General features: G+C 57.9%; 24 protein-coding genes and 1 tRNA gene. 14 read left to right on the forward strand and 11 right to left on the reverse strand.

The window, feature by feature from the left end; translation table 11 throughout:
• Positions 1-75: 75 nt before the first annotated feature.
• From RBQ93_RS07890 to RBQ93_RS07935, 12 genes are all read left to right on the forward strand, one after another.
• Complete coding sequence (locus tag RBQ93_RS07890) at positions 76-861, forward strand: nuclease-related domain-containing protein (RefSeq protein WP_320371560.1); 786 nt, start codon at positions 76-78, stop codon at positions 859-861.
• A 319-nt stretch (positions 862-1,180) separates the two neighbouring features.
• A complete protein-coding gene (locus tag RBQ93_RS07895) occupies positions 1,181-2,440 on the forward strand; it encodes a site-specific integrase (protein WP_320371561.1) in 1,260 nt (419 codons plus the stop codon).
• A gap of 93 nt (positions 2,441-2,533) precedes the next feature.
• The gene (locus RBQ93_RS07900) at positions 2,534-3,196 is read left to right on the forward strand and encodes a hypothetical protein (RefSeq protein WP_320371562.1); all 663 of its coding nucleotides are present in this window, start codon (positions 2,534-2,536) and stop codon (positions 3,194-3,196) included.
• An 82-nt stretch (positions 3,197-3,278) separates the two neighbouring features.
• Positions 3,279-3,464, forward strand: a complete 186-nt coding sequence (locus RBQ93_RS07905) for a helix-turn-helix transcriptional regulator (protein WP_320371563.1) — start codon at positions 3,279-3,281, stop codon at positions 3,462-3,464.
• A gap of 29 nt (positions 3,465-3,493) precedes the next feature.
• Positions 3,494-3,730 (forward strand): hypothetical protein, encoded by a 237-nt coding sequence (locus RBQ93_RS07910; RefSeq protein WP_320371564.1) that lies wholly within the window; start codon positions 3,494-3,496, stop codon positions 3,728-3,730.
• 9 nt (positions 3,731-3,739) lie between these two features.
• Positions 3,740-3,964: a hypothetical protein gene (locus tag RBQ93_RS07915; RefSeq protein WP_320371565.1), complete on the forward strand. Its 225-nt coding sequence runs from the start codon at positions 3,740-3,742 to the stop codon at positions 3,962-3,964.
• A gap of 70 nt (positions 3,965-4,034) precedes the next feature.
• Positions 4,035-4,268, forward strand: coding sequence for a DUF5659 domain-containing protein (locus RBQ93_RS12435; RefSeq protein WP_413818367.1), 234 nt, complete (start codon positions 4,035-4,037; stop codon positions 4,266-4,268).
• Between the two features lie 3 nt (positions 4,269-4,271).
• A complete protein-coding gene (locus tag RBQ93_RS07920) occupies positions 4,272-5,558 on the forward strand; it encodes an AAA family ATPase (RefSeq protein WP_320371566.1) in 1,287 nt (428 codons plus the stop codon).
• A gap of 399 nt (positions 5,559-5,957) precedes the next feature.
• Entirely contained in the window at positions 5,958-6,182 is a 225-nt protein-coding gene (locus RBQ93_RS07925; protein ID WP_320371567.1) for a hypothetical protein, read from the forward strand.
• A complete protein-coding gene (locus RBQ93_RS12440) occupies positions 6,167-6,349 on the forward strand; it encodes a helix-turn-helix domain-containing protein (protein WP_413818368.1) in 183 nt (60 codons plus the stop codon). The genes RBQ93_RS07925 and RBQ93_RS12440 overlap by 16 nt, the downstream gene beginning before the upstream one ends.
• Positions 6,350-6,425: 76 nt before the next feature.
• Positions 6,426-6,878 (forward strand): hypothetical protein, encoded by a 453-nt coding sequence (locus tag RBQ93_RS07930; RefSeq protein WP_320371568.1) that lies wholly within the window; start codon positions 6,426-6,428, stop codon positions 6,876-6,878.
• 126 nt (positions 6,879-7,004) lie between these two features.
• Positions 7,005-8,093: a phage major capsid protein gene (locus RBQ93_RS07935; protein ID WP_320371569.1), complete on the forward strand. Its 1,089-nt coding sequence runs from the start codon at positions 7,005-7,007 to the stop codon at positions 8,091-8,093.
• A 610-nt stretch (positions 8,094-8,703) separates the two neighbouring features.
• Here the strand turns inward: RBQ93_RS07935 and RBQ93_RS07940 are convergent.
• Together RBQ93_RS07940 and nspC are read right to left on the reverse strand one after the other, a co-directional pair.
• A tRNA-Arg gene (locus RBQ93_RS07940) sits at positions 8,704-8,780 on the reverse strand.
• Between the two features lie 64 nt (positions 8,781-8,844).
• Positions 8,845-9,993: a carboxynorspermidine decarboxylase gene (nspC, locus tag RBQ93_RS07945; protein WP_320371570.1), complete on the reverse strand. Its 1,149-nt coding sequence runs from the start codon at positions 9,991-9,993 to the stop codon at positions 8,845-8,847.
• A gap of 256 nt (positions 9,994-10,249) precedes the next feature.
• Here nspC and RBQ93_RS07950 point away from each other — a divergent pair, with 256 nt between their 5' ends.
• Positions 10,250-11,536, forward strand: a complete 1,287-nt coding sequence (locus RBQ93_RS07950) for a Glu/Leu/Phe/Val dehydrogenase (RefSeq protein ID WP_320371571.1) — start codon at positions 10,250-10,252, stop codon at positions 11,534-11,536.
• A 36-nt stretch (positions 11,537-11,572) separates the two neighbouring features.
• Positions 11,573-14,350 (forward strand): PEP/pyruvate-binding domain-containing protein, encoded by a 2,778-nt coding sequence (locus RBQ93_RS07955; RefSeq protein ID WP_320371572.1) that lies wholly within the window; start codon positions 11,573-11,575, stop codon positions 14,348-14,350.
• A 127-nt stretch (positions 14,351-14,477) separates the two neighbouring features.
• On the opposite strand, the gene RBQ93_RS07960 is transcribed toward RBQ93_RS07955, so the two are convergent.
• The 9 genes from RBQ93_RS07960 to RBQ93_RS08000 all read right to left on the reverse strand — a co-directional run bounded on the left by RBQ93_RS07960 (position 14,478) and on the right by RBQ93_RS08000 (position 25,983).
• Positions 14,478-15,671, reverse strand: a complete 1,194-nt coding sequence (locus RBQ93_RS07960; protein ID WP_320371573.1) for a saccharopine dehydrogenase family protein — start codon at positions 15,669-15,671, stop codon at positions 14,478-14,480.
• A 3-nt stretch (positions 15,672-15,674) separates the two neighbouring features.
• Entirely contained in the window at positions 15,675-17,582 is a 1,908-nt protein-coding gene (gene speA, locus RBQ93_RS07965; protein ID WP_320371574.1) for a biosynthetic arginine decarboxylase, read from the reverse strand.
• Positions 17,583-17,687: 105 nt separating this feature from the next.
• Entirely contained in the window at positions 17,688-19,796 is a 2,109-nt protein-coding gene (gene pnp, locus RBQ93_RS07970; RefSeq protein WP_320371653.1) for a polyribonucleotide nucleotidyltransferase, read from the reverse strand.
• A gap of 180 nt (positions 19,797-19,976) precedes the next feature.
• Positions 19,977-20,243: a 30S ribosomal protein S15 gene (gene rpsO / locus RBQ93_RS07975; RefSeq protein WP_320371575.1), complete on the reverse strand. Its 267-nt coding sequence runs from the start codon at positions 20,241-20,243 to the stop codon at positions 19,977-19,979.
• Positions 20,244-20,346: 103 nt separating this feature from the next.
• The gene (gene truB / locus RBQ93_RS07980; protein ID WP_320371576.1) at positions 20,347-21,234 is read right to left on the reverse strand and encodes a tRNA pseudouridine(55) synthase TruB; all 888 of its coding nucleotides are present in this window, start codon (positions 21,232-21,234) and stop codon (positions 20,347-20,349) included.
• Positions 21,228-22,193: a bifunctional oligoribonuclease/PAP phosphatase NrnA gene (locus tag RBQ93_RS07985; RefSeq protein ID WP_320371577.1), complete on the reverse strand. Its 966-nt coding sequence runs from the start codon at positions 22,191-22,193 to the stop codon at positions 21,228-21,230. Before RBQ93_RS07985 ends, truB begins: the two co-directional genes overlap by 7 nt.
• A complete protein-coding gene (locus RBQ93_RS07990; protein ID WP_320371578.1) occupies positions 22,165-22,533 on the reverse strand; it encodes a ribosome-binding factor A in 369 nt (122 codons plus the stop codon). The genes RBQ93_RS07985 and RBQ93_RS07990 overlap by 29 nt, the downstream gene beginning before the upstream one ends.
• Before the next feature lie 85 nt (positions 22,534-22,618).
• Positions 22,619-25,375 (reverse strand): translation initiation factor IF-2, encoded by a 2,757-nt coding sequence (infB, locus tag RBQ93_RS07995; protein ID WP_320371579.1) that lies wholly within the window; start codon positions 25,373-25,375, stop codon positions 22,619-22,621.
• The gene (locus tag RBQ93_RS08000) at positions 25,372-25,983 is read right to left on the reverse strand and encodes a DUF448 domain-containing protein (RefSeq protein WP_320371580.1); all 612 of its coding nucleotides are present in this window, start codon (positions 25,981-25,983) and stop codon (positions 25,372-25,374) included. Before RBQ93_RS08000 ends, infB begins: the two co-directional genes overlap by 4 nt.
• Positions 25,984-25,986 lie beyond the last annotated feature (3 nt).

A 25,986-nucleotide genomic window follows, 5' to 3' on the forward strand; every position in this document is an offset into this window, starting at 1 on the left:
TCAGCATCTCCTTTCATGCTCCTCTCTCTGGACTAATTCCAGAGAGCATGGAGGAAGTGCTGGGGTGGGTCAATTTTGGATGCCGATTACCCCCGAAAGTGGGTCAATATTGCACGCCGATTCACACTTGAGTCCAAAAACTACTATTACGGCATTAAGGTTACGCCGGAAGGTGAGTTTTTGGCATGGAACGGCAAAACCTACCAGGCAATTGAATCCCCCATAGAACAGAACAATCGCCATATTCAGGTATTGCAAATGGCTGTTGCAGATCGAAACCTTGGCCCCCGTCGCCTGGGCTTTGCCATACCGATTAACTATCGCAATATTGTGCTGCTCTCGCCGACGTCAAAAATTATCAGACCAGATACCGCCCCGTTTGATCTTTCTGCTATTCAGAAAGCAGATGCCTTCTCATCGTTTGCCGAGAAAGAGGTGGATAAAAAGACTATCATTGAGGCACCCAAAATTATTGGGAGCGACACCTTACAGGAGTTTGGCGAGAGGCTGGTTTGGCTGCATAAGCCGGGAGCATTTGACTATGCTGCCAAGTTTGGCATAGAGGCAACCGCTCCCGTGCAGCCTAGCCCATCTGCTGCACCGGATCTATCAATGGCTCCCGTATCCGCCACCCAATCGGAACAACCTGTCTGCCGTGGGTGCAAGGGTGCCAACGTATCTATTCAGTACGGTAAATTTGGCTACTACTTCAGGTGTGGCGACTGTGATGTCAACACGCCGATCAAGATCAGTTGTGGCAAAGATGGTCACAAGGAGCGGATCAGGAAGGATGGCCTGAAATTCTATCGTGAGTGTGCGGATTGCGGCAGCAGCAGCCTGTATTTTACGAACAAGAGCTAATACCCAGCGGACAGGCCAGAGGTTACACGAGAGGTTACACGCAGCCGAAAAAAGCAAAATGGCTTACAGAATTTATCTGTAAGCCATTGTTTTTATTGGCGTCCCCTGCAGGATTCGAACCTGCGACCTACGGCTTAGAAGTCTGGAAATATGACCATTTCTGGACATTTCACACAACTTCTAATCGGTTCAAAATCCCATCTTTAAGCGTTGACATTACTGCATTTTATCCTGTATTTTACTTTCAAGGTATTGCTTCACATTTCACCCTAGCACAAACTTTTATTACACCACTACTACACCACGAGGCGGTGGAGCCATGAAAAAGACGCTCTTCACTGACAAGATGATTAAGGCACTCAAACCAGAGTCGACCGACTATTCCCGAAGCGAAGGAAACGGGTTCACGGTACGCGTCATGCCTTCCGGAGTCAAGACCTGGCTCTACGTGTACGCCTTCGATGGAAAACGCCGTAAAATGAACCTGGGGCAGTATCCTGCCATTTCCCTGGAAGATGCCCGATCCCGTTTTGAAGCCGCCCGGCGCCAAGTGAAAAATGGAGTCGATCCGCTGGCAGCAGCAGAACAGGCCAAAGTGGAGCGGATTAAGTCTCCCACCGTTGCTGATTTGATCGACGAATACATTGAGAAACACGCCAAGCCCCACAAACGAGGCTGGGCAGAGGATAAACGAATACTCGAGCGTGACGCCCTCCCCGCCTGGGGAAAACGCAAGGCCGCTGACATAACAAAGCGTGATGTTGTGCTGCTGTTGGAAAAGATCGTGGAGCGTGGCTCCCCAGGATCCGCAAACAACAATTTCAAGATCATTCGCAAAATGTTCTCGTTCGCTGTTGAGCGGGATATTTTGCAAATATCGCCCTGCATCGGCGTCAAGATGCCCTCCCCGCTGGTTATAAAAGACCGGGCTTTGTCTGAACAGGAAATCAGCACCTTATGGAGAGCCCTCGATACCTGCCACGCGTCCGACGAAATCAAGCGAGCACTTAAGCTGATTCTCGTTACCGGCCAACGCCCTGGCGAAGTCATAGGGATGCACCCGCGAGAGATCGACGGCCATTGGTGGACCATTCCGGCTGAGCGATCAAAAAACAAGCGTTCTCACCGCGTATACCTGACCAAGACGGCTTTGGAGCTGATAGGCCCGGAATGCAATGGATATGTTTTTCCATCGCCTAGAACCGCCTTGAAGCCTATCGAAGTAAACGCCTTGGCGCATGTGGTCCGGCGGAACCTCAAATCACCAGTAAAGATCAACGGCCAAGAGGTATTTGGCAAGGACGGGCAGCCGGTCACAGAAAACAAGCTGGGGGTTGCCAGCTTCACGCCTCACGACCTGCGCCGGACTGCCAATACCCTGATGGCGTCCTGCAAAATAATCAAGGAGCACCGCGAACGGGTGCTTAACCACACGCTCGAAAGGCTTGACGGCACCTACAACCTACACGATTACGACGATGAAAAGCAGATGGCGCTTGAGACGCTCGAACGGAAAATCCTGCAGATTATCAACGGGAGTGCTGCCGGAAAGGTTGTGCCTATCAAGCGGGCCGCTTGAGGATCAGGTTTCCAGGGATAGTCCGGCCAGACGACAAGGCGGGATACTCCACCCGCTTTCCCTGGATGTTTTGGAGCCGCAAGGAGTGCGGATATGACTAACAAATGGATGCCTCAAAGCACCTTTGATCAAGTTATTTTAAACATCAAAGAACTATCTGATATTTTTTTCAAAAAAACTCAAGACAGCAAAGTAAAGTCCATTCTTTTGGACGAAATAAGAATGATTGAATCAGATGTTTTTATATATTTAGAAAATGCTTTTAGTAATAGAACATCTGCTTTTATCTCGTCAGAATTTAATACAGCGCTTGAACAAATAATATTTTCTATAGATATAAAACCTGATGAACTTAAATTTAAAATGCATTTTGATGTGTTGATTTTAGAAGCAACTAAAATAAGACTAGAAGCGTTAAGTACAATACTTGATACAAAAGAAGCTGCGTCTTCTAAAGGTGGACAGCACTGCAAGGCGCCTATAGCCCTCTGCGCTGCTGTTGGGGAACTTGCCAGAAACAACCCAAAAATTACAGCGCTTGAAGCATGGAGAACACTTAAAAAACTGAACTGGCGAGGTGAAATAAACAATCGGTCATACAGCCTGGCATATGATTCTTACGACGATGTTTTGATTCAAAGTGAATACATAGCCGGAAATCCATTAAAAGAGCTGCGTATTACTCAAACCGGGGTGCGAGATCACCTATCAAAGGCAAAGAAATTTTACAGAAAAAAGCACACTAAACAAAAATAGTTTCGGAGGAAGTGCTTTCTCCGAAATGTCATCTGCTAGGCTCCCTTTCAAGAAGCAACATGAAACGAAAGGGGGCCTTTTTATGTCCGTAGCAATCTACCGTCAAAAAACCCTTCTACAGAAAGTCCAGCTCAGCGATACCACCATTTGGCGGCTTGAAAAGGCCGGTAAATTCCCGAAGCGCCGGCAGCTATCGCCGGGGCGCGTTGGCTGGCTTGCGTCAGAAGTTGACGCCTGGATTGAATCCCGCGAAACAGCGGCGGCCTGATGCCGTCACAGACCAGAGAGGAGACAACAATGAGCCAGCTCGAAGAACTCAAGACCTACAAGACATTCCCGTATGTGATCAGTAACACCATTAAGGAACTCCGGAACGCGGAGCTTGTCCTTGGCCACGTCACAAAGCAGTTGCGTGGTACTGACCCTGAAAACCTCTTGAGTCACACCGAATTGATCACCTTCGCGGCTATTCTGGAACAGCAAGGGTTCGCTTTGGCTGAGCGTGCCGACCTACTTTTTGAGACGGAAAACTAGGAGGACAGGATGGCCACACCCGACCACAAAACAGCACTTCTGGCGATCAAGGCCAGGGCCTACAGCCAGCACCTCGAATCGGTCGTTCAGAACCTGCACCGGATGGCAGAGGGCCCATGGAGAGACTTTCTGACGCTCAGCGAACAGGAACAAGCGGCCCTCAGTTGGATGTTGAACGATATCTCCGAGGCGCTCGAAAAGATCATCCCTGCGCTTGAAGAGGCCGACCACTGACCCCTAAACCGCCCCGGTCCGCCGGGGCTATTTACCGCGCGTCGAGAGACGCCCGAAGGAGACCTTGACCATGAAAACACCTGACCGAAACCTTACCGCCTATCTGCTTTGCCAGGGCTTTACCTGCAAATTTATTCCCCGCGCTGGTTACCCCGACTTTGTGGACGCCACGTTTGACGACTCTGATGACCTGGAACGATCGGTGTCAGACTATCACTCAAATAGAGGCGTCCCAGTCCAAAGCTTTGTAGCAGCCTGCAAGCACATTGCTGACCAGATCCGGCAGCATCGGAACAGGGGGTGAGTCATGGCCGCAACAGCCGTTGTAGAGCCTGCCTCCTGTAGTTCGTGTGGGCTCACTGGAGAAAGGCTTATCCCCCACAAAGACCAGATTTACTGTTTCGATTGCTGTCTCCGAGAGTTCACAAAAGAGCGCCGTCTCTTCCTGAGCGGCAACGAGCTTTTATCTTCCGCGGAGTCAACAATTCTGTGGGTAGTCCGTGGCCTGATTGAAGCAGATTCGACTGGCCAGCTCTTTGGACCGTCTGGCGGTGGCAAAAGCTTTCTGGCGTTGGACTTGGTGCTGTCAGTAGCAACAGGCCAACCATGGAACGGCAGAGAAACCAAACGAGGCCAGGTGCTTTACCTTGCTGGCGAGGGACACACCGGCATGAAGCGCCGTGTCCGGGCGTGGTGGTTCGAGCATGGCAAGCCCGACCTAAGGTCTTTTCATCTCAGTCAGCACACAGTCCCATTCGATGAACCGGCAGTGAAGCAGATCGTTCAGGCCGGCAGGGACATTGAGGAGATCGGGGCGCCGGTGTCTGTCTTTGTGGTAGACACCCTCGCTCGGCACATGACAGGTGATGAAAACTCCACCCGCGACATGGGGGCGTTCCTGCTCACGTGCGAGACCATCCGGTCACAGTTCCCTGGCAGCGTCTTATTGATCGTCCACCACACCGGGAATGCTGATGATGCCAAACACCGCAGCAGGGGGAGTTCCGCACTCAAGGCCGCTATGGATTTTGAGCTTCACTGCGACAAAGGCCTGCTGTCAGTCACGAAACTCAAAGACGGAGATCCGCCCGAACCGATAGCCTTCAAGCTGCGACCTGTTGCAGTAGGCAGCGACGAAGACGGAAACCCTATCACCAGCTGTGTTGTTGACTACGGCGAACGTTCGCAGCGGCATGTAATGGCTGACCTGACCCCGAATGAAAAATTGCTTTTGGGGCTGATCAGAGACAATCAGGGCGTTCTAATCGGCGACTTGAGACAGCATTTTTACACCAAGCGCCGGGAGTCAGACCCCGATGCAAAACACGGCACGCTTAAAAAGGCTTTTTCAAGGGCATGGGAAGGTGTTTCGGCTAAAGGTTTCGCAGGCTTAGACGGGAACGTGGTCACAGTGGGACAGGCGACAAATGGGGGACATTGTACAATGTCTCCGTATGAGGGAGACAGGGCGACATTGGGGGACACCCCTACGGGGTGGTGTCCCCATGTCGCCGTATCCCGTCCCCCAGACTTACCCCAACCTGACCACCTGGCAGTCCTTGACGAGTTTATTGAACGGGAGGTGTCAACATGATCGGATCAGCTAGAAAAATGATCGGCACCTTTGGGCGGCTAGACCCAGGCAAAGGATGCTGGCAGTTCATCCGACAGCAACGCTCGGACTTATGGCGCGAACACTGCCGGTCGATCATTGCCAACGACCTTAGCGGAGCGGCTGCCACCTTCAAGGCCATGCTAAACGCTTGGGAGAATCGGCACAGCCAGACACAGGAGGTCTTGTTTTGAACCGACCTGAGAAGTGCCCACGCTGCAAGGGCCGGATGATACGCAAACGCTACCGGCACAACTTCGACCAAGCTGACGGAGCTACCTGCATCGTGTGCGGCTGCATCGTCTGGGAGCCGTCCGGCGGCCGCTGCATCCTGCTGCCAGCAAAGCTGGCGCCACTGAAACCGAACACTTGGGGGACCAAATGACTGAAATCATCCTACCGCAGAAGCACGGCGGTGCACTGACCTACGACCTGGACCGGATCAGAAGCCCCCGCGCCCTTTTGGCGTTGGTGTACGAGGCGCTGCACCGGGGAGCACGACGACTGGAGCTGCTGGAATTCATCAAAAGCGAGGAACGCCGCCTGGGCCTTGAGCTTGGTGGCGTGACGCTCGACAAGAGGGCGAGACGATGCGCGAGACGCTGACCATAGGCCCGGTAACAAAGCTACTCGGCTGTAGCCGGTCATTCGCTTACCGGCTGGCCAGGGAGGGTAAAATCGAACACCTGAAGCTGGGAGACCGGCAAGGGATCAGGTTTTACAAGGCCTCGGTGCTTGAATACCTACAAAGCCGTGATTGGTCCAACATCTGAAAAAACTGTGCACAGTGTGAACCGGGTTCGGGAAATGCCGTGCTACGGTAGCACCATCAAAACAGGAGGAAGTCCCATGATTTCTACTTCGACAGCAATCAAACACCTTGCCGGCCAGGGCGGTAACCCGGTCAAAATGACCATCGCAGCCGATGCCCTGGCAGCCGCCGGGCTGGTCCCGACTGATGATCGTCAACCGCTGAACGCTGAGCAGGCCGTCGCCCTGCTGCTGGGCTGCTGCAGTCCCATCCCTGAGGATGCGGCACAGTTCGCCCTTGAGCGCGGCGCTCTGCACTGCGACAACGTGTCCCTACGGGCGGTCATGGTCGGGCACCTGTCCGACGCTAGCAACCCGCCGGCCGCCGTCCACATACTCCACCAGCAGCCGCACGTTGTTATCTACTCGATGACCGATGAAGTTCCGGCTGAATTCGGATCAGCCTTCAGCTGCGGCGGCTTCCGAACGGAGACCATCATTTCCGGCGGCCTGTTGTCGCTCATGGCAATGAAACTGAAAGACCAATCCTGACCCCTGCGGGATGCAGGGCGACGGAACCTGACACCCGGCGGGATGCCGGTTGCTGACAGGGGCTTGAGATACACCGCGACACCCAAAACAATCAGCGCCGGGAGGCGCAACGAAAGGATTTTTACCATGTCAATTGCAGACGAATTTATAGCGATTTTTGAACAGTTCAAGGCCGCCCACGAGGGGCGCTACGACAAATTGGTTTCCGACATTGCCAACCTGGAACAGGCCATAGGAAAGGGCCAGGCCGCTGGGCTCATGGGTAGCTCGGCAACAACTGCCGGCAGAAAATTTGTAAACGTGGCGGGCCGGATGGTCCCCATTCTGGCACGTGATGAAAAACTGCAGGCCTTCACGCCTGCAGCAGAGGGCGAAGATCGGTTTACGCTTAGCGACTTCGTCAAGGCAAACCTCGGCCTGCCCTACCAGGGCGCTGTAACCAGCGGACCGGCCACCGTTCCGACCTATGTTGGTTCAGAAATCATCGACCTGGTACGCGCACAGGCAACGGTGGTACGCGCAGGATCCGGCACTATCAATCTTGATGGCCCGACCAATCTGGCCCGCGTCACAGCAGACCCTACCGTGTACCAGCACACCGAAGGCGCTGCTGACGTCTCCGAAAGCGACGTGACGGTTGAGGCCGTTGCGTGTAACCCGAAAGCGCTCGTTGCCCTGGTGCCACTGAGCGCTGAAATTGTGGCAGACTCAGCGAACCTTGATGCAGTGCTGAACACATCCCTTGCCGCTGCTTTTGCGCAGAAGCTGGACGCCCTGTGTCTTGCAACCCTACTTGCGGACGCAAACATTCCGGCGAGCTCAGTCGCTCACGCTACGGCAACCTGGGCAGGTACCCTTCTTGCCATTGCTGCAGCGATGAATGCAGACCAGGGCATTCCGGCAAGCTACATCATGAACGCTGGCGACTTCGTAACCCGTTCCGGCCTGCTGGCCTCGACTGCCGGTAGCTGGCTGGGCAAACCGCCCTTCCTGGCTGGCATGCAGGAGCTGCCCACTACCAAACTTACCGCTGGGCTTGCAATCTTCGGAAACTTTGCTGACGCCTTCGCAATCACCGTCCGGCAAGACGTCAAGCTTGAAGTGGTTCGCTACGCCAAACCCGGCAGCTACAGCCACCTGTTAGTTGCACATGCCCGTATGGACGGCGTTGTCCTGCAGCCGGACCTGCTGTTCAATCAGAAGCTCGTACCGTAACGGATAGCAGTCACCGTGAGGGTTCCAATTCAATCCTCATACCTGCTGGGCGTGTCCTGAGTTGGCCCGGAACAAACACCGAATAGAACTCAGCAAAGCCACAGGCCCGACCTTCCATCGAGGCGGTGTGACCATGAACAGAGCCGCTGCCGAACACAACGGCGGCGGCTTTTCCATTCACTGCAGCAGACAGGGCTAGGATCGAAGAGGCAAAGCCGAAGCTCGCCGGCGGGGTATGGGGGGTTTAATCTCTACAGGGCCTATATCGAAGACCGCGCAGGCACCTACATTTTCACGCTGTCAAAATGAAACTTTTGCCAAATCCCATCAGAACAGATGTACTCAAATTGAGGTTATTCAATGATTACGGCTTGTTTGCCCTATGCCTACAAAACAGAGGCGGTAGTGCATCCGCTGAAAATGAAAGTTTTGAAATTGACGGCGCGTGAATGTGGCTGCCTGCGCGGTCTCATATTGTGAGGTGTCAGAGATTGCAGGGGCATAGGGGGGTGCATCCGATGCACACCCTCTGAGAAAAATCTATTACACCATTTACTACACCACGAAGCAAAAAGGGCCTACAGTCAAAACTGTAAGCCCTTTATTTTATTGGCGTCCCCTGCAGGATTCGAACCTGCGACCTACGGCTTAGAAGGCCGTTGCTCTATCCAGCTGAGCTAAGGGGACAAAGGTAAATTGGGTGCACTATACCCCAGAGCGGGGAACGGACGCAAGCCAGGCAACCTCTTTTTTAGGAAAGACGGCTCTTGAAGTCAGGATAGCCGAAGCTGCGCACCACCGTGAGCTGACCGGTTTCCGGCTCGTAGGTGCACAGGTGGGGATGCTGGATGCCATTGAAAGTGGTGGTCTTGACCATGGTGTAGTGGGCCATATCCTCGAACACCAGCCGATCACCAGCCTTTAACGGTTCTTCAAAAGACCAGTCGCCGATCACGTCGCCGGCCAGACAAGAGGGGCCGCCCAGGCGGTAGCTGTACGGCTGCTCACCGGCATCATAGCCGCCGGTGATGGCAGGCCGGTAGGGCATCTCCAGCACATCCGGCATATGGCAGGTGGCCGAGACGTCCAGGATGGCGATCTGCATGCCGTTGTCCACCACGTCCAGCACCTCGGCCACCAGCAGGCCGGTACCGATGGCGATCGCCTCACCCGGCTCCAGATAGACCTCAACGTCATATTTTGCTCGTAAATAGTTTACAAGCTTTACCAGGCCGTCGATGTCGTAGCCTTCGCGGGTGATATGGTGGCCGCCCCCCAGGTTGAGCCACTTCATCCCCTGCAGGTAGCGGCCGAACTTCTCCTCAAAGACCCGAACCGTCCGCTCCAGCGGCTCGAACAACTGCTCACACAAGGTATGGAAGTGCAGCCCCTCTACCCCGGCCAGCGAACGGCCGATAAACTCGGCTGCCGGGATGCCCAGCCGCGAGTTGGGGGCGCAGGGGTCGTAGATGGCGGTGTGCCCCTCGGAGTGCTCCGGGTTGACCCGCAGGCCGATGGAGACGCCGCTCTGCTCCCACAGCGGCCGGAAGCGCTCCAGCTGGTTGAAGGAGTTGAAGACCAGGTGATTGGAGATGCCGAGCAGCTCCACCACGTCGCTTTCTTTAAAGGCGGCGGCAAAGGAGTGCACCTCGCGGCCAAACTCCTCACGGCCCAGCCGCGCTTCCCAGGGTGAGCTGGCGCAGACCCCCTGCAGGGTCTCGCGGATCAGCGGGAAGGTGGACCACATGGCAAAGGCCTTCAGCGCCATCAGGATCTTGGCCCCGCTACGCGTTTGCACCTGGTCCAGGATGGCCAGATTATGACGCAGCCGCCCCAGATCAACCACGTAGGCCGGGGATGGGGCTTTGGCAACAATGTCGGCTATGGCAATACCAGTCATGGGAAGACCTCGCATAGAGCAAATAAGGGCTTAGAGCCTAGCAGGGTACTACCGTTCAGGTCAACAACAGAGGCAGGCCGAACGTGTCGTGTCACAAAATATATCAAACGGTTCAGTAAACTTGTGGTAAAAGATATCGTTACCGTCAGGAAATCTGCTTGCATGGCCCAGCCAGATATTCAGGCCCGCCAGCTGCATCGAAACAAAACCAACGAGTTATAGCTACACAAAAACACCTGCATGAAGGAGTGCACGCATGACGCATGGCACGTACAATCCGTACACAATCGCCCAATACCAATTCGACAAAGTGGCTGACCTGCTGGAGCTCGACGACGGAGTCAGACAGTTGCTCAGACAGCCGATGCGTGAATATCACTTTTCCATCCCGGTGCGCATGGACGACGGAACCGTACGGGTGTTTAACGGCTTTCGCGTGCAGCACAACGACGCGCGCGGTCCGGCCAAAGGCGGTATCCGCTTCCACCCGATGGAGACTATCGACACGGTGCGCGCGCTTTCGATGTGGATGACCTGGAAGTGCGCTGTTGTCGATATCCCCCTAGGAGGCGGCAAAGGCGGGGTTATCTGCGATCCCCACCAGTTGAGTCTGCGTGAGCAGGAGCAGATCTGCCGCGGCTGGGTTCGACAGATCGCAAAAAACGTCGGCCCGTGGAGTGACGTGCCCGCTCCGGATGTGATGACCAATGGCCAGCACATGCTGTGGATGCTGGATGAATTCGAGACGATCCACGGAGGCCGCTTCCCTGGCTTTATTACCGGCAAGCCGCTGGGCAGCGGCGGGTCACAGGGGCGTACTGAAGCCACCGGGTATGGCGTGGTGTATGTCCTGGCCACGGCGCTTGATGAAATGGGGATTGCCATCGACAAGACCACCGCCAGCATACAGGGATTCGGCAATGTGGCGCAATATGCGGCCCGGCTCTACACCCAGCTCGGTGGTAAGGTGCTGGCTATATCCTGCTGGGACCAACACGACATGACCAGCTATACCTATCGCAAAAAGAGCGGGGTCAATGTGATTGAACTGCAGGACATCGCCGACAAGTTCGGCAGTATCGACAAAAAACGGGCCAGCGATCTGGGCTATGAACTGCTGCCGGGTGACGCCTGGCTGGAGCAGGATGTGGACATCCTGATCCCGGCGGCGATCGAAAGCCAGATACACCTGGATAATGTGGACAACATTGCGCCTGGCGTAAAGGTGATTGCCGAGGGGGCCAACGGGCCGACCACACCGGAGGCCGACGAGGTGCTTCAACAGCGGAACATCCTTACTCTGCCCGACTTTTTGACCAACGCCGGTGGTGTGACCTGCAGCTACTTCGAACAGGTACAGTGCAACACCAATTATTTCTGGGATAAGAACGAGGTGCTGCAGAAGCTGGAAAAATCCATGACCTCGTCCTACATTGCCGTGGGTGACGTTGCGCGGCGGCAGAAGATCAGCATGCGTGACGCGGCCTATGTGATTGCCATCAATCGTGTGGCAAAGGCTGTCCAGGCGCGGGGCTGGGCATAATACGGGCTGCCGCAGCCGACGCCCCGCTGAGCGGATATGAACCATACACCTGCCGACGAACAACCGCCTGAACTGCTTCAGACCCTGCGTGAGCGGGAAAAGGAGCTGAACTGCCTGTACCGGGTCGAGGAGTTGCTGGCCAGCAGCAACTCCTCACTCGACGGGCTATTCCGCGAGATCGTTGCAGCCGTCCCCTCGGGCTGGCGCTTTCCCGAATTATGTCAGGCCCGTATCATGTATGACGGCGTGGTGTACGCATCGCCCGATTTCAAATCAACCCGCTGGACAGAATCAGCCCCCATACCTGCCGGCGAACGGGTGGTCGGTTCGCTTGAAATATCCTACCTGAGCGAGGTGCCGCCCTCTCACGAGGGGGTCTTCCTTGAAAAAGAGCGTAAACTGCTCCGCACCATCGCCGATCGGATCGGCCAGACGCTGCTGCACCGCACGCTGGAGAAGCGGCTCGGCCAGCAGCAGGCGTCTACCCCCGAATGGCTGGCGCTTGTTGACGCGCTGCGACGTACCGATGAACGGCTGTACCTGTATTGCTCCCGCAAGATGCTCTATCTGCTGTGCCGTAACGACATCAAAGAGGCCCGCCAGTACCTTGATACGTTTGCCGTCACCTTTGCCGCGCACCATCCGGAAACCGCTTCAGAGATCAATTGTCCGAGCCGACACCACCCCTGCAACGATATCCTCGCTATGAGCGAACAGGTGTTCGCGCTCGCCGCGCGCCACCTGTCCGACAGCGAGCTGCTTTCTTCGCTGCACCGCTGGATTCAGGAAAACAGGCTCAGCTTCCTGATCAAGACCATAGATTCTGCAACCGTATCACTGGACAAGGTCATCGACGTCCTGCTGCAGTATCGCGCTCAGCACGGCGACGGGGCGCTCCTGGAGCAATCCACTGAAAAATGGCTGCGCGTATCGCTGATCCGCCGTTTCTTTTCCGACACCATCGACTTTATCAATTTTGCCAAACACCACCTGCAGGTGGCTGATTTTTTCGAGCTGGTGACCCGCATTATCCATCCTGCTGAAAGTAACGGCCGTTTGGGAGGCAAAAGTACCGGACTGTTCATCGCCTGGCGCATCCTGGCACGGGCAGCGGAAAAGGAAGAGTTGCTTGCCAAGGTCAGCATGCCGAAGACCTGGTATCTGACCGCCGATTGCCTGACATCGTTTTTGCACCACAACGACCTGGAGGATGTAAACGAGCTTAAGTACAAGGATATCGAACAGATCCGCTTTGAGTATCCCAACATCATCCAGCTGTTCAAGCACGCGCGCTTCCCTGCCGACCTGTACCGGGGCCTGTCCCATGCGCTGGACGATTTCGGCGAATGTCCGATCATCGTGCGCAGCTCAAGTCTGTTGGAGGACCGGGCCGGCACCGCTTTTTCCGGCAAATACAAGAGCCTTTTTCTGCACAATCAGGGTGACAAGCGCACCAGACTGCATGCACTGCTCGATGCGATAGCCGAGATTTATGCCTCGGTATTCGGACCAGACCCGATCGTCTACCGCTCAGAACGCGGTCTGCTCGATTTTCGTGAAGAGATGGGCATCCTGATTCAGGAGGTTGTGGGCAGGCGTGTCGGCCCGTACCATATGCCGCTGTTTTCCGGTGTGGCGATGAGTTCCAACGAGTTTCGCTGGTCGCCGCGCTTACGGCGCGAAGACGGCCTGTGCCGACTGGTGCCTGGCCTTGGTACCCGGGCGGTGGATCGCATCAGCAACGACTATCCGTTGCTGCTTTCCCCCGGACAGCCCGGCCTGCGGGTTAATGTCACCCCTGACGAAATACGGCGCTATGCCCCCACCAGGGTCGACCTGATCAACCTGCAGGAACGAAGCTTTGAAACGGTTCCGTTCGACCGCGTTCTCCGGGAGCACGGCGAAGCTATACCGCACCTGTCCCACCTGGTGTCAGCCTACCGCGATGGCGAGATCTGCCACATCCCGTCCTTTGAACTGCAGCTGAACCGTGACGAAACGGTGGCCACCTTTGAAGGGCTGGTAAAACGCACCCCGTTCATCAGGCAGATCAGGACCATCCTGCAGACCCTGCAGCAGGCGATGGGCCTGCCGGTGGAGATAGAGTTTGCCAACGACGGCAACCAGCTGTACCTGTTGCAATGCCGCCCACAGAGCATTGAGAGCGATACGGCGCCCGCCGTTATACAGCAGGACATCCCCGACAGCGCCATCCTTTTCACGGCGCATCGCTTTATCTCAAACGGGCGTATTCCGGAGATCACCCATATCGTCTACGTCCCGCCGGAGCAGTATGCGGCGCAGGCGAGCCTCGAGACGCTCCTGGACATCGGGCGGGCGGTGGGGCTGTTGAACGCCCTGCTGCCTAAACGCCGCTTCATCCTGATGGGACCTGGCCGCTGGGGCAGCAGAGGGGAGATCAGACAGGGGGTGCATGTCTCCTATGCCGATATCTGCAATACGGCGGTGCTGATCGAGATCGCCTACCGGGCCGGCTCCCACGAGCCTGATCTCTCCTTTGGCACGCACTTCTTCCAGGATATGGTGGAGGCCGGCATCCGCTACATACCCCTCTACCCGGAGGATGGCGGCAACCTCTTCAACCGCCAGTTTCTGATGGGCGCGCAAAATCAGCTGGCAACCCTGCTGCCGGGATACGCGCATCTGTGCGACGTGTTGCGGGTGATTGACGTCGCGCAGGAGCGTGACGGAGAACTGCTGAAGATTGTGATGAATGCCGACCAGGTGGCTGCCATGGGCTATTTTAGCGAACCATCGGCCAGCAGCGTAGAGGATCAGCTCTTGTCTCGCTGAGATAGCCATCCCCGGCGTAACAGACAAAAAAGGGACACTACCCGTAAACAGGAAGTGCCCCTACAGATCACACTGGTTATTGTAAAGCCGTTACACTGCCTTCCTTTGCAGTGACCGGATGGTACTGCTACAGTTCCGGCCACTCCCCTTCGACGACGACTTCCGGCAACCCCATCGGCCCCAACTCCTTCAGGAACAGCTCTGGATCAAACTGCTCCATGTTCCAGACGCCGGGGGCATGCCACTGTTTGGTCAGCATCATGATCGCCCCCACCACGGCCGGTACGCCAGTGGTGTAACTGATGGCCTGGGACTGCACCTCTTTGTAGCAGGCCTCGTGATCGCAGATGTTATAGATGTAAACCTGTTTACGCTTGCCATCCTTGATACCCCGCGCAATCACGCCGATGCAGGTCTTGCCCTTGGTGAGCGGCCCCAGGGAACCGGGGTCGGGCAGCAGGGCCTTCAGAAACTGGATCGGCACGATCTTCTGGCCGTTAAACTCCACCTCGTCGATGCGGGTCATGCCGACGTTCTGCAGCACCTCCAGGTGCTTCAGGTAATTATCTGAGAAGGTCATCCAGAACTGGGCCTTTTTGATGGTGGGGATATGCTTGACGATCGATTCCATCTCCTCGTGGTAGAGGCGGTAGATGTTCATCGGTCCGATGCCTTCAGGGAAGTCGAAGACCCGCTTGGTGGACAGGGCCGGGCTCTCCACGAACTGGCCGTTTTCCCAGTGGCGGCAGGTGGCGGTTACTTCCCGAATATTGATCTCCGGGTTGAAGTTGGTGGCAAAGGGCTGGCCATGGGAGCCGGCGTTGGCATCGATGATGTCCAGCTCTTCAATCACGTCCAGGTACTTCTTGGCGGCCAGGGCGGTGTAGACGTTGGTCACACCGGGATCGAAGCCGGAGCCCAACAGGGCCATCAGACCGGCCTGCTTGAACCGGTCCTGGTAGGCCCACTGCCAGGAGTACTCGAACTTGGCGGTGTCCAGCGGTTCGTAGTTGGCGGTATCCAGGTAATCGACGCCGGTCTCCAGGCAGGCATCCATGATATGCAGATCCTGGTACGGCAGCGCCACGTTGATCACCAGGCTCGGCTTGACCTGCTTGATCAGGGCCACCAGCTCGGGCACGTTGTCGGCATCCACCTGGGCGGTGGTGATGCTGTTGTTCAGTTGGGCGGCAATGGCGTCGCACTTGGCCTTGGTGCGGGAGGCCAGGGTGATGGTAGTGAAGATGTCGCGGCGCTGGGCGCATTTGTGGGCCACAACCTGGCCGACCCCGCCGGCGCCGATGATCAGTACGTTGCTCATGGTTTACTCTCCTAAGTAGGTGTACCCCAGCAGGGTCCGATCCAACAGTTCGATAAAATGGCTGCTCTCCTCAATGGAGACCTTGCGGCGGGCCACGTCCTTCTCCAGGTGCTCCCGCACCCGCTTCAGGATTTCCGGCCCCTTGTACTGGACGTACTTCAGGGTCTCCCAGGTGGCGTCGCCGTTGATGACCGTGTCGATCAGGTAGCCGGTCTTTTTGTTGAAGGTGATATGCACGGCGTTGGTGTCGCCGAACAGGTTGTGCAGGTCACCCAGAATCTCCTGATAGGCGCCGATCAGGAAGAAGCCGATGTAGTAATCCTCGTCCTTCTTGATCTTGTGTAGCGGCAAGAATTTGGCCCTGCCGTTCTCACCGACGAAGCTGGTGATCTCGCCATCGGAGTCGCAGGTAATATCGGCAATGGAGGCCATCACGTCCGGCCGCTGATTGAGGCGCTGCAGCGGCATGATCGGAAACAGCTGATCAATGGCCCAGGAGTCGGGGATCGACTGGAACAGGGAGAAGTTGGCAAAGTAGGTCTGGCGCAGGGCCAGCTGGAAGTTCTGCAACTCCTCGGGGATCGGCTTCATCTTCTCAACTATGCCGTTGATCTTCTTGATGATCTTGGCATACAGCCACTCGGCGATGGCCCGCTCCTGCAGGGTGAGGTAGCCCAGATTGAACAGACTGACCGCCTCGTTGATCAGCTGCAGGGTGTCGTGGTAGTCCTCCCGCAGCGAGTAGCGGTCGAGGCTCTTGTAGATGTCCAGCAGCTTCTTGACCGTCGGGGCCGGTTTTTCCATCTCCTCCAGCACCGCCTCGTAATCCGGCATCAGGCTCTGGGTGTTGGTGTTAAGCACGTTGGTCACCAGCACCGAGTAGTGGGCCACGGTGGCCCGGCCCGATTCGGAGATGATGTTGGGACAGTCCACCCCGGCTTCGTCGCAGATGTTCTTGATCTGGTAGATCACGTCGTTGGCGTACTCTTCCACCGTGTAGTTGACGCTGGAGAAGTAGCTGGACTTGGAACCGTCGTAATCGACCCCCAGGCCGCCGCCGATATCAAGATACTCGATATTCATCCCCAGCTTGCGCATCTCGGAATAGATGCGGGCCGCCTCGATCAGGGCGGTCTTGATCTTGTCGATCTTGGTGATCTGGCTGCCGATGTGGGAGTGCAACAGCACCACACAGTCCAGCATCCCCTCCTCTTCCAGCATCCGGATGGCGGCCATGATCTCCGACATCCGCAGGCCAAACTTGGCGTCCTCACCACCCGAGGTGGCCCACTTGCCAGTCCCCTTGGAGGAGAGCTTGACCCGGATCCCCAGCCGTGGCCGGATACCGGTCTTTTTGGCAAGCTCAATGATCTTTTCCAGCTCGAACAGCTTCTCCACCACGATGGTGATCTGATAGCCGATCTTGGTGGCGTAGAGCACGGTCTCGATATACTCGGCGTCTTTATAGCCGTTGCAGATGATCGGCAGGCCGTTGCCGGTGGAGATGGCGATGCCGGCCACCAGTTCCGGCTTGGAGCCGACTTCAAGGCCGATGTTGTAGCGTTTGCCGTAGGAGGCGATGGCCTCTACCACCTGGCGCTGCTGATTAACCTTGATCGGATAGAAGGTCTGATACTTGGCGGGGTAATCGTTAGCGGCGATGGCGTTGCGGAAGACCCGGTTGATGGAGGCGATCCGCCCCTGCAACACATCCATGAAGCGCAGCAGGATCGGCGGCTTGATCTTGCGCTTGATCAGGTCATCCACCAGCACCCGCAGGTCGATGGCGTTCTTGGAGTTGGACGACGGATGGACGCAGATGTTTCCCTTTTTGTTGATGGAAAACAGATCGTCGCCCCAGTTGTCGACATTGTAGATCTTGGTGGAATCCGCGATGGTCCAGCGCTCCATGAGCACCTCCTTAACCTGCGTTATATGCAGGAAGCAAACGGGTCACGTCAATAAAAAAGGGGACGGGACTCCAGTCCCGTCCCCCGTGTAACCAAGATGTTGCACTTAGTCTTTCTCTTCCAGACTCTGCCCCAGGGCAGCCTTTCTGGAGAGCTTGATCTTACCCTGCTTATCCACCCCGATGCACTTGACCAGCACCTTGTCACCCTCTTTGAGGATGTCGGTGACGTTCTTGACGCGGGTCTCGTCCAGCTCGGAGATATGCACTAGACCGTCGGTGCCGGGCATGATCTCAACAAAGGCGCCGAACTCCATGATCTTCTTGACGGTACCCATGTACAGCTTGCCCTCTTCGGCCTCGTCGGTCAGACCACGGATCAGCTCGATGGCGGCGTCGCAGGCAGCCTTGTCGGAGCTGGCGATGTTGATCTTGCCGCTGTCCTCGATGTCGATCGAGACGCCGGTGGCCTCGGTGATGCTGCGGATGGTCTTGCCGCCGGAACCGATTACGTCGCGGATACGGTCGGGCTTGATGAAGATGGTGGTGATGCGCGGCGCATAGGAGGACATCTCCTCACGCGGAGCGGTCAGGCATTCCGCCATCTTGCCCAGGATATACATCCGGCCGTCCTTGGCCTGCTTGAGGGCCTGGGCCATGATCTCCTTGCTGACGCCGCCGATCTTGATGTCCATCTGCAGGGCGGTCACGCCATCGGCGGAACCGGCCACCTTGAAGTCCATGTCGCCCAGGTGGTCTTCGTCACCCAGGATGTCGGTCAACACGGCAACCTTGTCGCCTTCCTTGATCAGACCCATGGCGATACCGGCCACCGGCGCCTTGACCGGCACGCCGGCGTCCATCAGCGACAGGCAGCCGCCGCAGACCGAGGCCATTGAGGAGGAGCCGTTGCTCTCCAGGGTCTCGCAGACGATCCGGATGGTGTAGGGGAACTGGTCGTGATCCGGCAGGATGGCGGCAATGGCCCGCTCGGCCAGCATGCCGTGGCCGATCTCGCGACGGCCGGGTCCCAGACGGAAGGAGGTCTCGCCCACCGAGAACGGCGGGAAGTTGTAGTGCAGCAGGAACCGCTTGCGGGTATCACGCTGGAACAGATTGTCGATCCGCTGCTCGTCCTGGGAGGTGCCCAGGGTTGTTGCGGCCATCACCTGGGTCTCGCCACGGCTGAACAGGGTTGAACCGTGTACGCGGGGCAGCAGACCGGCCTCAATGGCGATCGGACGGATGGTGGTGGTGTCGCGGCCATCAATCCGGATGCCGGTCTCCAGCACGTCGTTGCGCATCCGCTCGTATTCCAGATCGCCCAAAAAGCCCTTGATCTCTTTGGCGCGGCCTTCATAGTCGGCAGCCAGCGCTTCCAGCACATCGGCCTTGATCTGGGCCACCTCGGCGTAGCGCTCCTGCTTGGACTTGATCTTGAACGCCTGGGCGATCCGGTCGAAGGCCAGCTGCTTCACCTTGGCCTTGAGGGCCTCATCGATCTGCGGCGGCGGCACGTCGCGCTTGGCAACACCGGCCTTCTTCTGCAGCTCGTCCTGGGCGTCCAGAATGCCCTGTACGGCATCCTTGGCAAAGAAGATCGCCTCCAGCATATCCTCTTCGGTCACAAACTTTGATTCGCCCTCCACCATGAAGATGGCGTCGCGGCCGGCGGCCACCACGATCTCCATGTCGCTCTGCTCAAGCTCGGCTGCGGTCGGGTTGGCGATCAGCTTGCCAGCCACCCGGCCCACCTTGACGCCGGCAATCGGACCAAAAAACGGGATGTCGGAGATCCCTAAGGCAGCCGAGGCGCCGATCATGGCCAGGATGGCCGGATCGTGATCCTCTTCGGCCGACAGCACGGTGGCGATGATCTGAGTGTCGTTGAGGAAATTTTCCGGAAACAGCGGACGGATCGGACGATCGATCAGGCGGCAGATCAGGGTCTCGGCATCGGCCGGACGGGCCTCACGCTTGAAGAAGCCGCCAGGAATCCTGCCGCCGGCATAGGCCTTCTCGGTGTAGTTGACAGTCAGCGGGAAGAAGTCCTGCCCTTCCTTGGCCTCTTTGGCGGCCACGGCGGTCACCAGCACTATGGTGTCACCGGATTGGACCACCACTGCGCCGTTAGCCTGTTTGGCCATCTTGCCAGTGGAAATCTTGACCTGCATATTACCTACGGTTGCCTCAACGCATTGCTCATTAAACGTCATACTCATGGTTTCTCCTCCTGCTTGGTATGCGCTGGGGCCGTCGATGCACGGTCCGCTCTGGCGGACCGTCTATCCACGCCCCCAACACTGGTTAACGAAACAGCAAAAGGGCCTTGCAGCCCTTTTGCGATTATACATAAGCCGGGCACTCACCGGCTAAGCCGGATACGTGCCCGTCTCCTACCTGCGGATACCGAGACGCTCGATCACCACTTTGTAACGACCAAGGTCTTTTGATTTCAGATAATCAAGCATGCGACGACGCTGACCGACCAGCTTCAGCAGGCCACGGCGGCTGTGGTGATCCTTCTTGTGCATCTTGAAGTGTTCGGTCAGATAGGTGATCCGCTCACTCAGGATAGCGATCTGGACTTCAGGGGAACCGGTGTCACCTTCATGCTTCTTAAAATTGTTGATGATTTCCTGCTTCTTTTCAGTTGCCAGCACCTTTAAACTCCTCCTGTACCGCTGTGGGTAATATGTGTCGAACTACGGTAAAAACGTAAAAGGGATAACTATATAGCACAGCTTTACGGTTGATGTAAAGCATTTAACTTGCAACAAAGCCTCGTTGTAAAACCAGCCGTCCCTGCCGCTTGCGGGCCACCGCCAACAGAACGCCCTCAGCCACCAGGCAGCAGCAGCCCTCTTCAGGCAGTTCAGGCAGCAGGCAACGATAAGGCACCTGGCCGTTACGCACCAGGCGTACCTCATCAGCATCCAGCTCGATACGGGGCAGATGACTCAGCATGGCCAACGGTTGCAACAGGTACTGGTCGATAGCATCACCGGCAACGACCGCCTCCAGCTCCTCCAGGCTCAGGGCCTGCTCCAGTCGAAACGGGCCACTCATGGTGCGCCGCAGCTCGGTCAGACAGGCACCGCAGTTCAACATTCGGCCCAGGTCATCCGCCAAGGTGCGCACATAGGTGCCACGGGAGCAGTGGACTTCAGCCTGGGCCAGGGGCGGCTCAAAGGCCAGCAGCTCAAAGCGTTTGATCAGCACCCGGCGGGCTGTCCGCTCCACCTCAATACCCTTGCGTGCCAGCTTGTAGAGCGGCTGCCCCCCCTGCTTGATGGCCGAGAACATCGGCGGAACCTGATCGATCTCGCCGGTCAGGTCGGCCATGGCACGGAGCAGGTCGGCTTCACCCGCCTGGGTACTGTCAGCCTCGCGCAGCACCGTACCGGTGATATCCAGGGTATCGGTGGTGATCCCCAGTTGCAGGGTGGCCAGATAGCACTTTTCACCCTCATCCAGAAACGGGATTGCCTTGGTCCCCTCCCCCACCGCAATCGGCAACACGCCGGTGGCAAAGGGGTCCAGGGTGCCGGTGTGGCCCACCTTTTTGGTGGCCAGGATACGTCGCACCCGATTGACGACATCGTGGGAACTGCAACCGGCCGGTTTATCGATAATCAGAAAACCGTCTACCACGCGGCCTCATGCACCGCCTGATAGACGATCCGCTTGACCTCGTCCAGGGTGCCGTCCACGGTACCGCCGGCCGCATTGTGGTGACCGCCGCCGCCAAAGGCCTGGGCCAGAGCCGCCACATTAACCGCCCCCTTGGAGCGGAAGCCGACCTTATATTTTTTCTCTTCAAGCTGGCGGAAGAAGATCGCCACTTCAACACCGGCCACCGAGCGGGGGTAGTTGACAAAACCGTCGGTCAGCTCGGCGCTGGCGCCGCTTGTGGCGTACATATCCAGGGTTACCGTCAGCGAGGCGGCCTGACCGTCGCGGATAAACTCCAGGGTCGGCAGCGCCATGGACAGCAGCTCCAGCCGCTTGCGGGGCTGGCTTTCATACAACCGTTCCGAGACAAACCAGGCGTTCAGCCCCCCCTGCTCCAGCAGTTCACCGGCGGCCTCAAAGGCCTCACGATTGGCATTGGAGTAGCGGAAGGAACCGGTATCGGTCAGCACCGCCACGTACAGACAGAGGGCGGTATCATGATCGGCCCTGAAGCCGTAGGCCTTGGCTATCCGCCAGACCAGAAGCCCGGTGGCGGCGGCCTGCTCATCGATCAGGTTGTAGGCGCCGAAATGTTCACAGGTCAGGTGGTGGTCCAGGTTGACGGTCTGGCCGATCCGCTTGAAGTTGCCGAACTGCGTGCCGGCGCGACGGAACTCGCCCACATCCAGCACAAAGGCCAGATCGAAATCCTGATCGGGGATATCGCTGCGCACCTGCTCGGCACCGGGCAGAAAGCGGTACAGTTCCGGCACCGGATCGGCCAGGTGTACGGTCACCTCTTTGCCGATGGCCCGCAAAAAGGCCGCCATACCAAGCGAGGAGCCGACGGCATCGCCGTCAGGCCCCTCATGACTGGTAATCAACACACTCCGGCTACGCCGAATCGCCTCAACTATGTTCTGAATCGTCTCCATCATGGCCCTCGCCCACCTCACGGAGCAGTGCGTCGATCCGTTGTCCGTACTCCTGGGAATGGTCGTACTTGAAGAGAATATCAGGGGTGTAGCGCATCTTGAGCACCTTGCCAAGTTCACGACGGATATGACGCGCCGCGCTGTTCAGGCCAGCCTCGGTGCTCTTTTTCGCCGCCTCGTCGCCGATCACGGAAAAGAAGATCCGTGCCAGGTGCAGGTCATCGGTCACCTCCACCCCGGTGATGGTCACAAACCCGATGCGCGGGTCGTTCAGCCCACGCATCAGGATGGTGGATACGGTGGTATGGATGGTCTCGGCGACCTTGTCGGAACGTTTATGCATAGTAACCCAGGGTCAGGGGTCAGGGGTCACGGGTCAAGGGTACAAGATACGATCATTCTTGCCCCATGCCCCATGCCCCGTGCCCCTATAGTTTCGCTGCTGTTTTTTCCATCTCAAACGACTCTATAATATCCCCAACCTTGATGTCGTTGTAGTTCTCCAGCCCCATGCCGCACTCGTAGCCCGAGGCCACTTCCTTCACGTCGTCCTTGAAGCGGCGCAGGGTACCCAGCTTGCCTTCGTAGACCACCACGTTGTCGCGCAGCAGACGGACCTGCGAGTTGCGCAGGATCTTGCCGTCCTGGACGTAGCAGCCGGCCACGTTGCCAATCTTGGGCACCGAGAAGATTTCGCGGATCTCGGCACGGCCCAGATACTTCTCCTTGAAGACCGGATCCAGTAGACCTTCCATCGCCTTCTTGATGTCATCCACGGCGTCGTAGATCACGTTGTAGAGGCGGATGTCGACCCCTTCCTTCTCGGCCATGGCCTGGGCCTTGACCTCGGGACGGATGCTGAAGCCGATGATGATGGCGTTGGATGCCGTGGCCAGGTTGACGTCCGACTCGGTGATGGCGCCAACCGCGGTGTGGATCACGTTCAGACGGACCGCATCGGTGGACAGCTTGCGCAGGGTCTCCGCCACTGCCTCCACTGAGCCCTGTACGTCGGCCTTGACGATGACGTTGAGGTCCTTGACCTCTCCCCGCTGGATCTTCTCGTAGAGTTGTTCCAGCGACATCTTGGCATGCTTGGCCAGTTCGATCTCGCGCTGCTTGATCTGGCGCAGGGTGGCGATCTCTTTGGCCTGCTTCTCGTCGGTCATGGCCACAAAGATGTCACCGGCATCCGGCACGCCGGACAGACCGATCACCTCAACCGGCATGGCCGGACCTGCGGTAAGCACGCGTTCGCCGCGGTCGTTCTGCATGGCCCGCACACGACCGGAGTGGACACCGACCACGCAGTAGTCGCCGGTGCGCAGGGTGCCTTCCTGTACCAGCACGGTGGCAACCGGGCCGCGGCCCTTGTCCAGCTTGCCTTCCACGATGGTGCCCTTGGCCGCCTTGTCCGGGTTGGCCTTGAGATCCATCACGTCGGCCTGCAGCAGGATCATCTCCAGCAGCCCTTCCAGGTTGAGGCGCTGCTTGGCAGAGACCTCAACCATGGTGGTGTCGCCGCCCCACTCGGAGGCAACGATGCCATGCTCGGTCAGCTCCTGCTTGACCTTTTCCGGACGGGCCTCGGGCTTGTCGATCTTGTTGATGGCAACGATGATCGGCACGCCGGCCGCCTTGGCATGGTTGATCGCCTCTTTGGTCTGGGGCATCACGCCGTCATCGGCCGCCACCACCAGAATAACAATGTCGGTCACCTTGGCGCCGCGGGCCCGCATGGCGGTAAAGGCCTCGTGACCGGGCGTATCCAGGAAGGTGATCTTGCGTCCATGCAGCTCCACATCGTAGGCGCCGATATGCTGGGTAATGCCGCCAGCTTCGCCTGCAATCACGTTGGCCTGACGAATGGCATCCAAGAGCGAGGTCTTGCCGTGGTCGACGTGACCCATGATGGTCACCACCGGCGGACGCTCCTGCAGCAGTTCCGGCGCGTCAGGGGTAAACTCCAGGATCTCGTCCAGGTCCACCGCCACGTTTTCAACTTCATACCCATAGTCAGAGGCAAGGATCACGGCAGCATCATGATCCAGTACGTGGTTGATGGTCACCATGGTGCCCATCTTCATCATGGCCTTGATCACGTCGGTGGCCTTGATCCCCATCCGCTTGGCCAGCTCGCCGATGGTGATGGTCTCGGAGATCTTGATGATCCGCTTGATGGCCTTAGGGGTGGTCAGTTCGGTCTGACCGGGCAGTTCACGCTCCTTGCCACCTTTTTTACGCGACTTGTGGAACGGATCAAACTGACGCTCCTCGCGCTCAAGCAGCGTGGTCTTGGTGAACTGCTCACGGCCCTTACCTTTGCCCGGTGCCGCCTTTTTGGCCTTATCGGCATCTTTTGCCGGCCCACCAGGCTTGCGGCTTGGACCGCCAGGACCCTTGCGACGATCGTCGCCCTGGGGCGCCAGTTCCACCGGAGTCAACTGTACCGGACGAGGACCGGCGGGACGGGGAGCGCCACCGTCACGGGGCGGTCCTGCGGGACGGGGACCGCGGTCACCACCAGGACCACCTGCCGGGCGGGGACCACGGTCTGAACCCGGGCCTCGACCCGGCTCACGACGGGTGTTCCGATAGTCGGGTGTAATTGGTATCTCAACCCGGCCGGTGATCCTGGCCTGGTTGGCGCTGGCCCGTGCCGGTTGTGCGGGAACAGCATCTGGAGCAGCGGGAGCGGGAGTCGCGGCAGCGGGGGCAACCGGCTTTTCAGCTGCAACCGCAGGTGCCGGCTCGGCAGCCTTTTCCGCTACAACCGGAGCCGCAGGCTGCTCCTGAACGGCGGCAGCAGGAGCCGCCACCACCGGCTCGGCCTTGGTCTCAACCGGCTTTTTGGCAACAACCGTGGCTTCGACCGGTTTCGGCTCAGCCGGTGCTGCAGCTGCGGTGGCCTTTTTCGGAGCCTCCTCCACCGGTTCTGCAACCGGCTCTGGCTCGGTAACGGCGGCCGGCTTGGCCGCCCGGCGACGGACAACGGTGGAGGTAACCCGCACCTCGGCAGGGGCCGCCTCTGTCGGCTGAGGAGCCATGAGCTTGGCCACCGCTTCATCATCAACGGTGTTAGCCCCCGACTTGACGTCGTAGCCCAATGACTTCAGCCGGGCAATGACCTCTTTGGTCTCGACGCCCAGCTTTTCTGCCAGATTGCTCACCCGGGTCTTACTCATCTCCCGCTATCCTCCTCCAGGTAGTTCCTGTAACGCACCAATTCTCGTATCAGCGACTGACCAAACCCCGGCGACATGATCGCCACGGCGCTCCGGTCAGACTCCTTGCCCAACAACATGCCCAACGTTTCCTTCGTCAACGCCCGCATCACCGGCACACCTGCCCGCTGGGCAAGCCCGTCGAGCTTCTCGCCGATGGCGGGTGAAATATCCTCTGACAGCACCAGCAGATTTGGCCGGTTGCTGCCCTTCATGGTCCGCTCGACGGCTTCACCGCCGGAGGTGGCCACACCGGCCTTATTGGCCAGGGCCAGATACCCGCTGATGCGACGCTCCATCTGCTCCTGCAGCAGGCTGTCCAGGGCTGCGCCATCCACCGGCGCTGCGGCCCCTTTGAAGGAACGGCCGAACTGGCGTTTCTTGACCGCCTCCAGCAAGCAGCTGCGCGCCACACAGGTGTAAGCACCTCGTCCCGGCAGCTTTTCCTCTAGATCGGGGGTCACGCTGCCATCCGGCGCCAGCACAAACCGCAGAAAACTGGCCTTGTCACCTTCCCGGCGGCAAGCGATACAGCTGCGCTGGGGACCTGCCTGTGCCTCGCGGCCCATGGC

The organism is Trichlorobacter sp. (genome assembly GCF_034008105.1).
In the GTDB taxonomy this organism is placed as follows: Bacteria; Desulfobacterota; Desulfuromonadia; order Geobacterales; family Pseudopelobacteraceae; genus Trichlorobacter.

Bases quoted from the DNA above. Each gene is read 5' to 3' on its own strand.
- RBQ93_RS07960 (WP_320371573.1), bottom strand. From the start codon at position 15,671: ATGAGCAACGTACTGATCATCGGCGCCGGCGGGGTCGGCCAGGTTGTG.
- RBQ93_RS07990 (WP_320371578.1), bottom strand. From the start codon at position 22,533: ATGCATAAACGTTCCGACAAGGTCGCCGAGACCATCCATACCACCGTA.
- RBQ93_RS07930 (WP_320371568.1), top strand. From the start codon at position 6,426: ATGATTTCTACTTCGACAGCAATCAAACACCTTGCCGGCCAGGGCGGT.
- infB (WP_320371579.1), bottom strand. From the start codon at position 25,375: ATGAGTAAGACCCGGGTGAGCAATCTGGCAGAAAAGCTGGGCGTCGAG.
- RBQ93_RS07950 (WP_320371571.1), top strand. From the start codon at position 10,250: ATGACGCATGGCACGTACAATCCGTACACAATCGCCCAATACCAATTC.
- RBQ93_RS07935 (WP_320371569.1), top strand. From the start codon at position 7,005: ATGTCAATTGCAGACGAATTTATAGCGATTTTTGAACAGTTCAAGGCC.
- RBQ93_RS07900 (WP_320371562.1), top strand. From the start codon at position 2,534: ATGACTAACAAATGGATGCCTCAAAGCACCTTTGATCAAGTTATTTTA.
- RBQ93_RS07895 (WP_320371561.1), top strand. From the start codon at position 1,181: ATGAAAAAGACGCTCTTCACTGACAAGATGATTAAGGCACTCAAACCA.
- RBQ93_RS07925 (WP_320371567.1), top strand. From the start codon at position 5,958: ATGACTGAAATCATCCTACCGCAGAAGCACGGCGGTGCACTGACCTAC.
- RBQ93_RS07985 (WP_320371577.1), bottom strand. From the start codon at position 22,193: ATGATGGAGACGATTCAGAACATAGTTGAGGCGATTCGGCGTAGCCGG.
- RBQ93_RS07955 (WP_320371572.1), top strand. From the start codon at position 11,573: ATGAACCATACACCTGCCGACGAACAACCGCCTGAACTGCTTCAGACC.
- pnp (WP_320371653.1), bottom strand. From the start codon at position 19,796: ATGACGTTTAATGAGCAATGCGTTGAGGCAACCGTAGGTAATATGCAG.
- RBQ93_RS07910 (WP_320371564.1), top strand. From the start codon at position 3,494: ATGAGCCAGCTCGAAGAACTCAAGACCTACAAGACATTCCCGTATGTG.
- speA (WP_320371574.1), bottom strand. From the start codon at position 17,582: ATGGAGCGCTGGACCATCGCGGATTCCACCAAGATCTACAATGTCGAC.
- RBQ93_RS07905 (WP_320371563.1), top strand. From the start codon at position 3,279: ATGTCCGTAGCAATCTACCGTCAAAAAACCCTTCTACAGAAAGTCCAG.
- RBQ93_RS07915 (WP_320371565.1), top strand. From the start codon at position 3,740: ATGGCCACACCCGACCACAAAACAGCACTTCTGGCGATCAAGGCCAGG.
- RBQ93_RS08000 (WP_320371580.1), bottom strand. From the start codon at position 25,983: ATGGGCCGCGAGGCACAGGCAGGTCCCCAGCGCAGCTGTATCGCTTGC.
- nspC (WP_320371570.1), bottom strand. From the start codon at position 9,993: ATGACTGGTATTGCCATAGCCGACATTGTTGCCAAAGCCCCATCCCCG.
- RBQ93_RS12440 (WP_413818368.1), top strand. From the start codon at position 6,167: ATGCGCGAGACGCTGACCATAGGCCCGGTAACAAAGCTACTCGGCTGT.
- RBQ93_RS12435 (WP_413818367.1), top strand. From the start codon at position 4,035: ATGAAAACACCTGACCGAAACCTTACCGCCTATCTGCTTTGCCAGGGC.
- RBQ93_RS07920 (WP_320371566.1), top strand. From the start codon at position 4,272: ATGGCCGCAACAGCCGTTGTAGAGCCTGCCTCCTGTAGTTCGTGTGGG.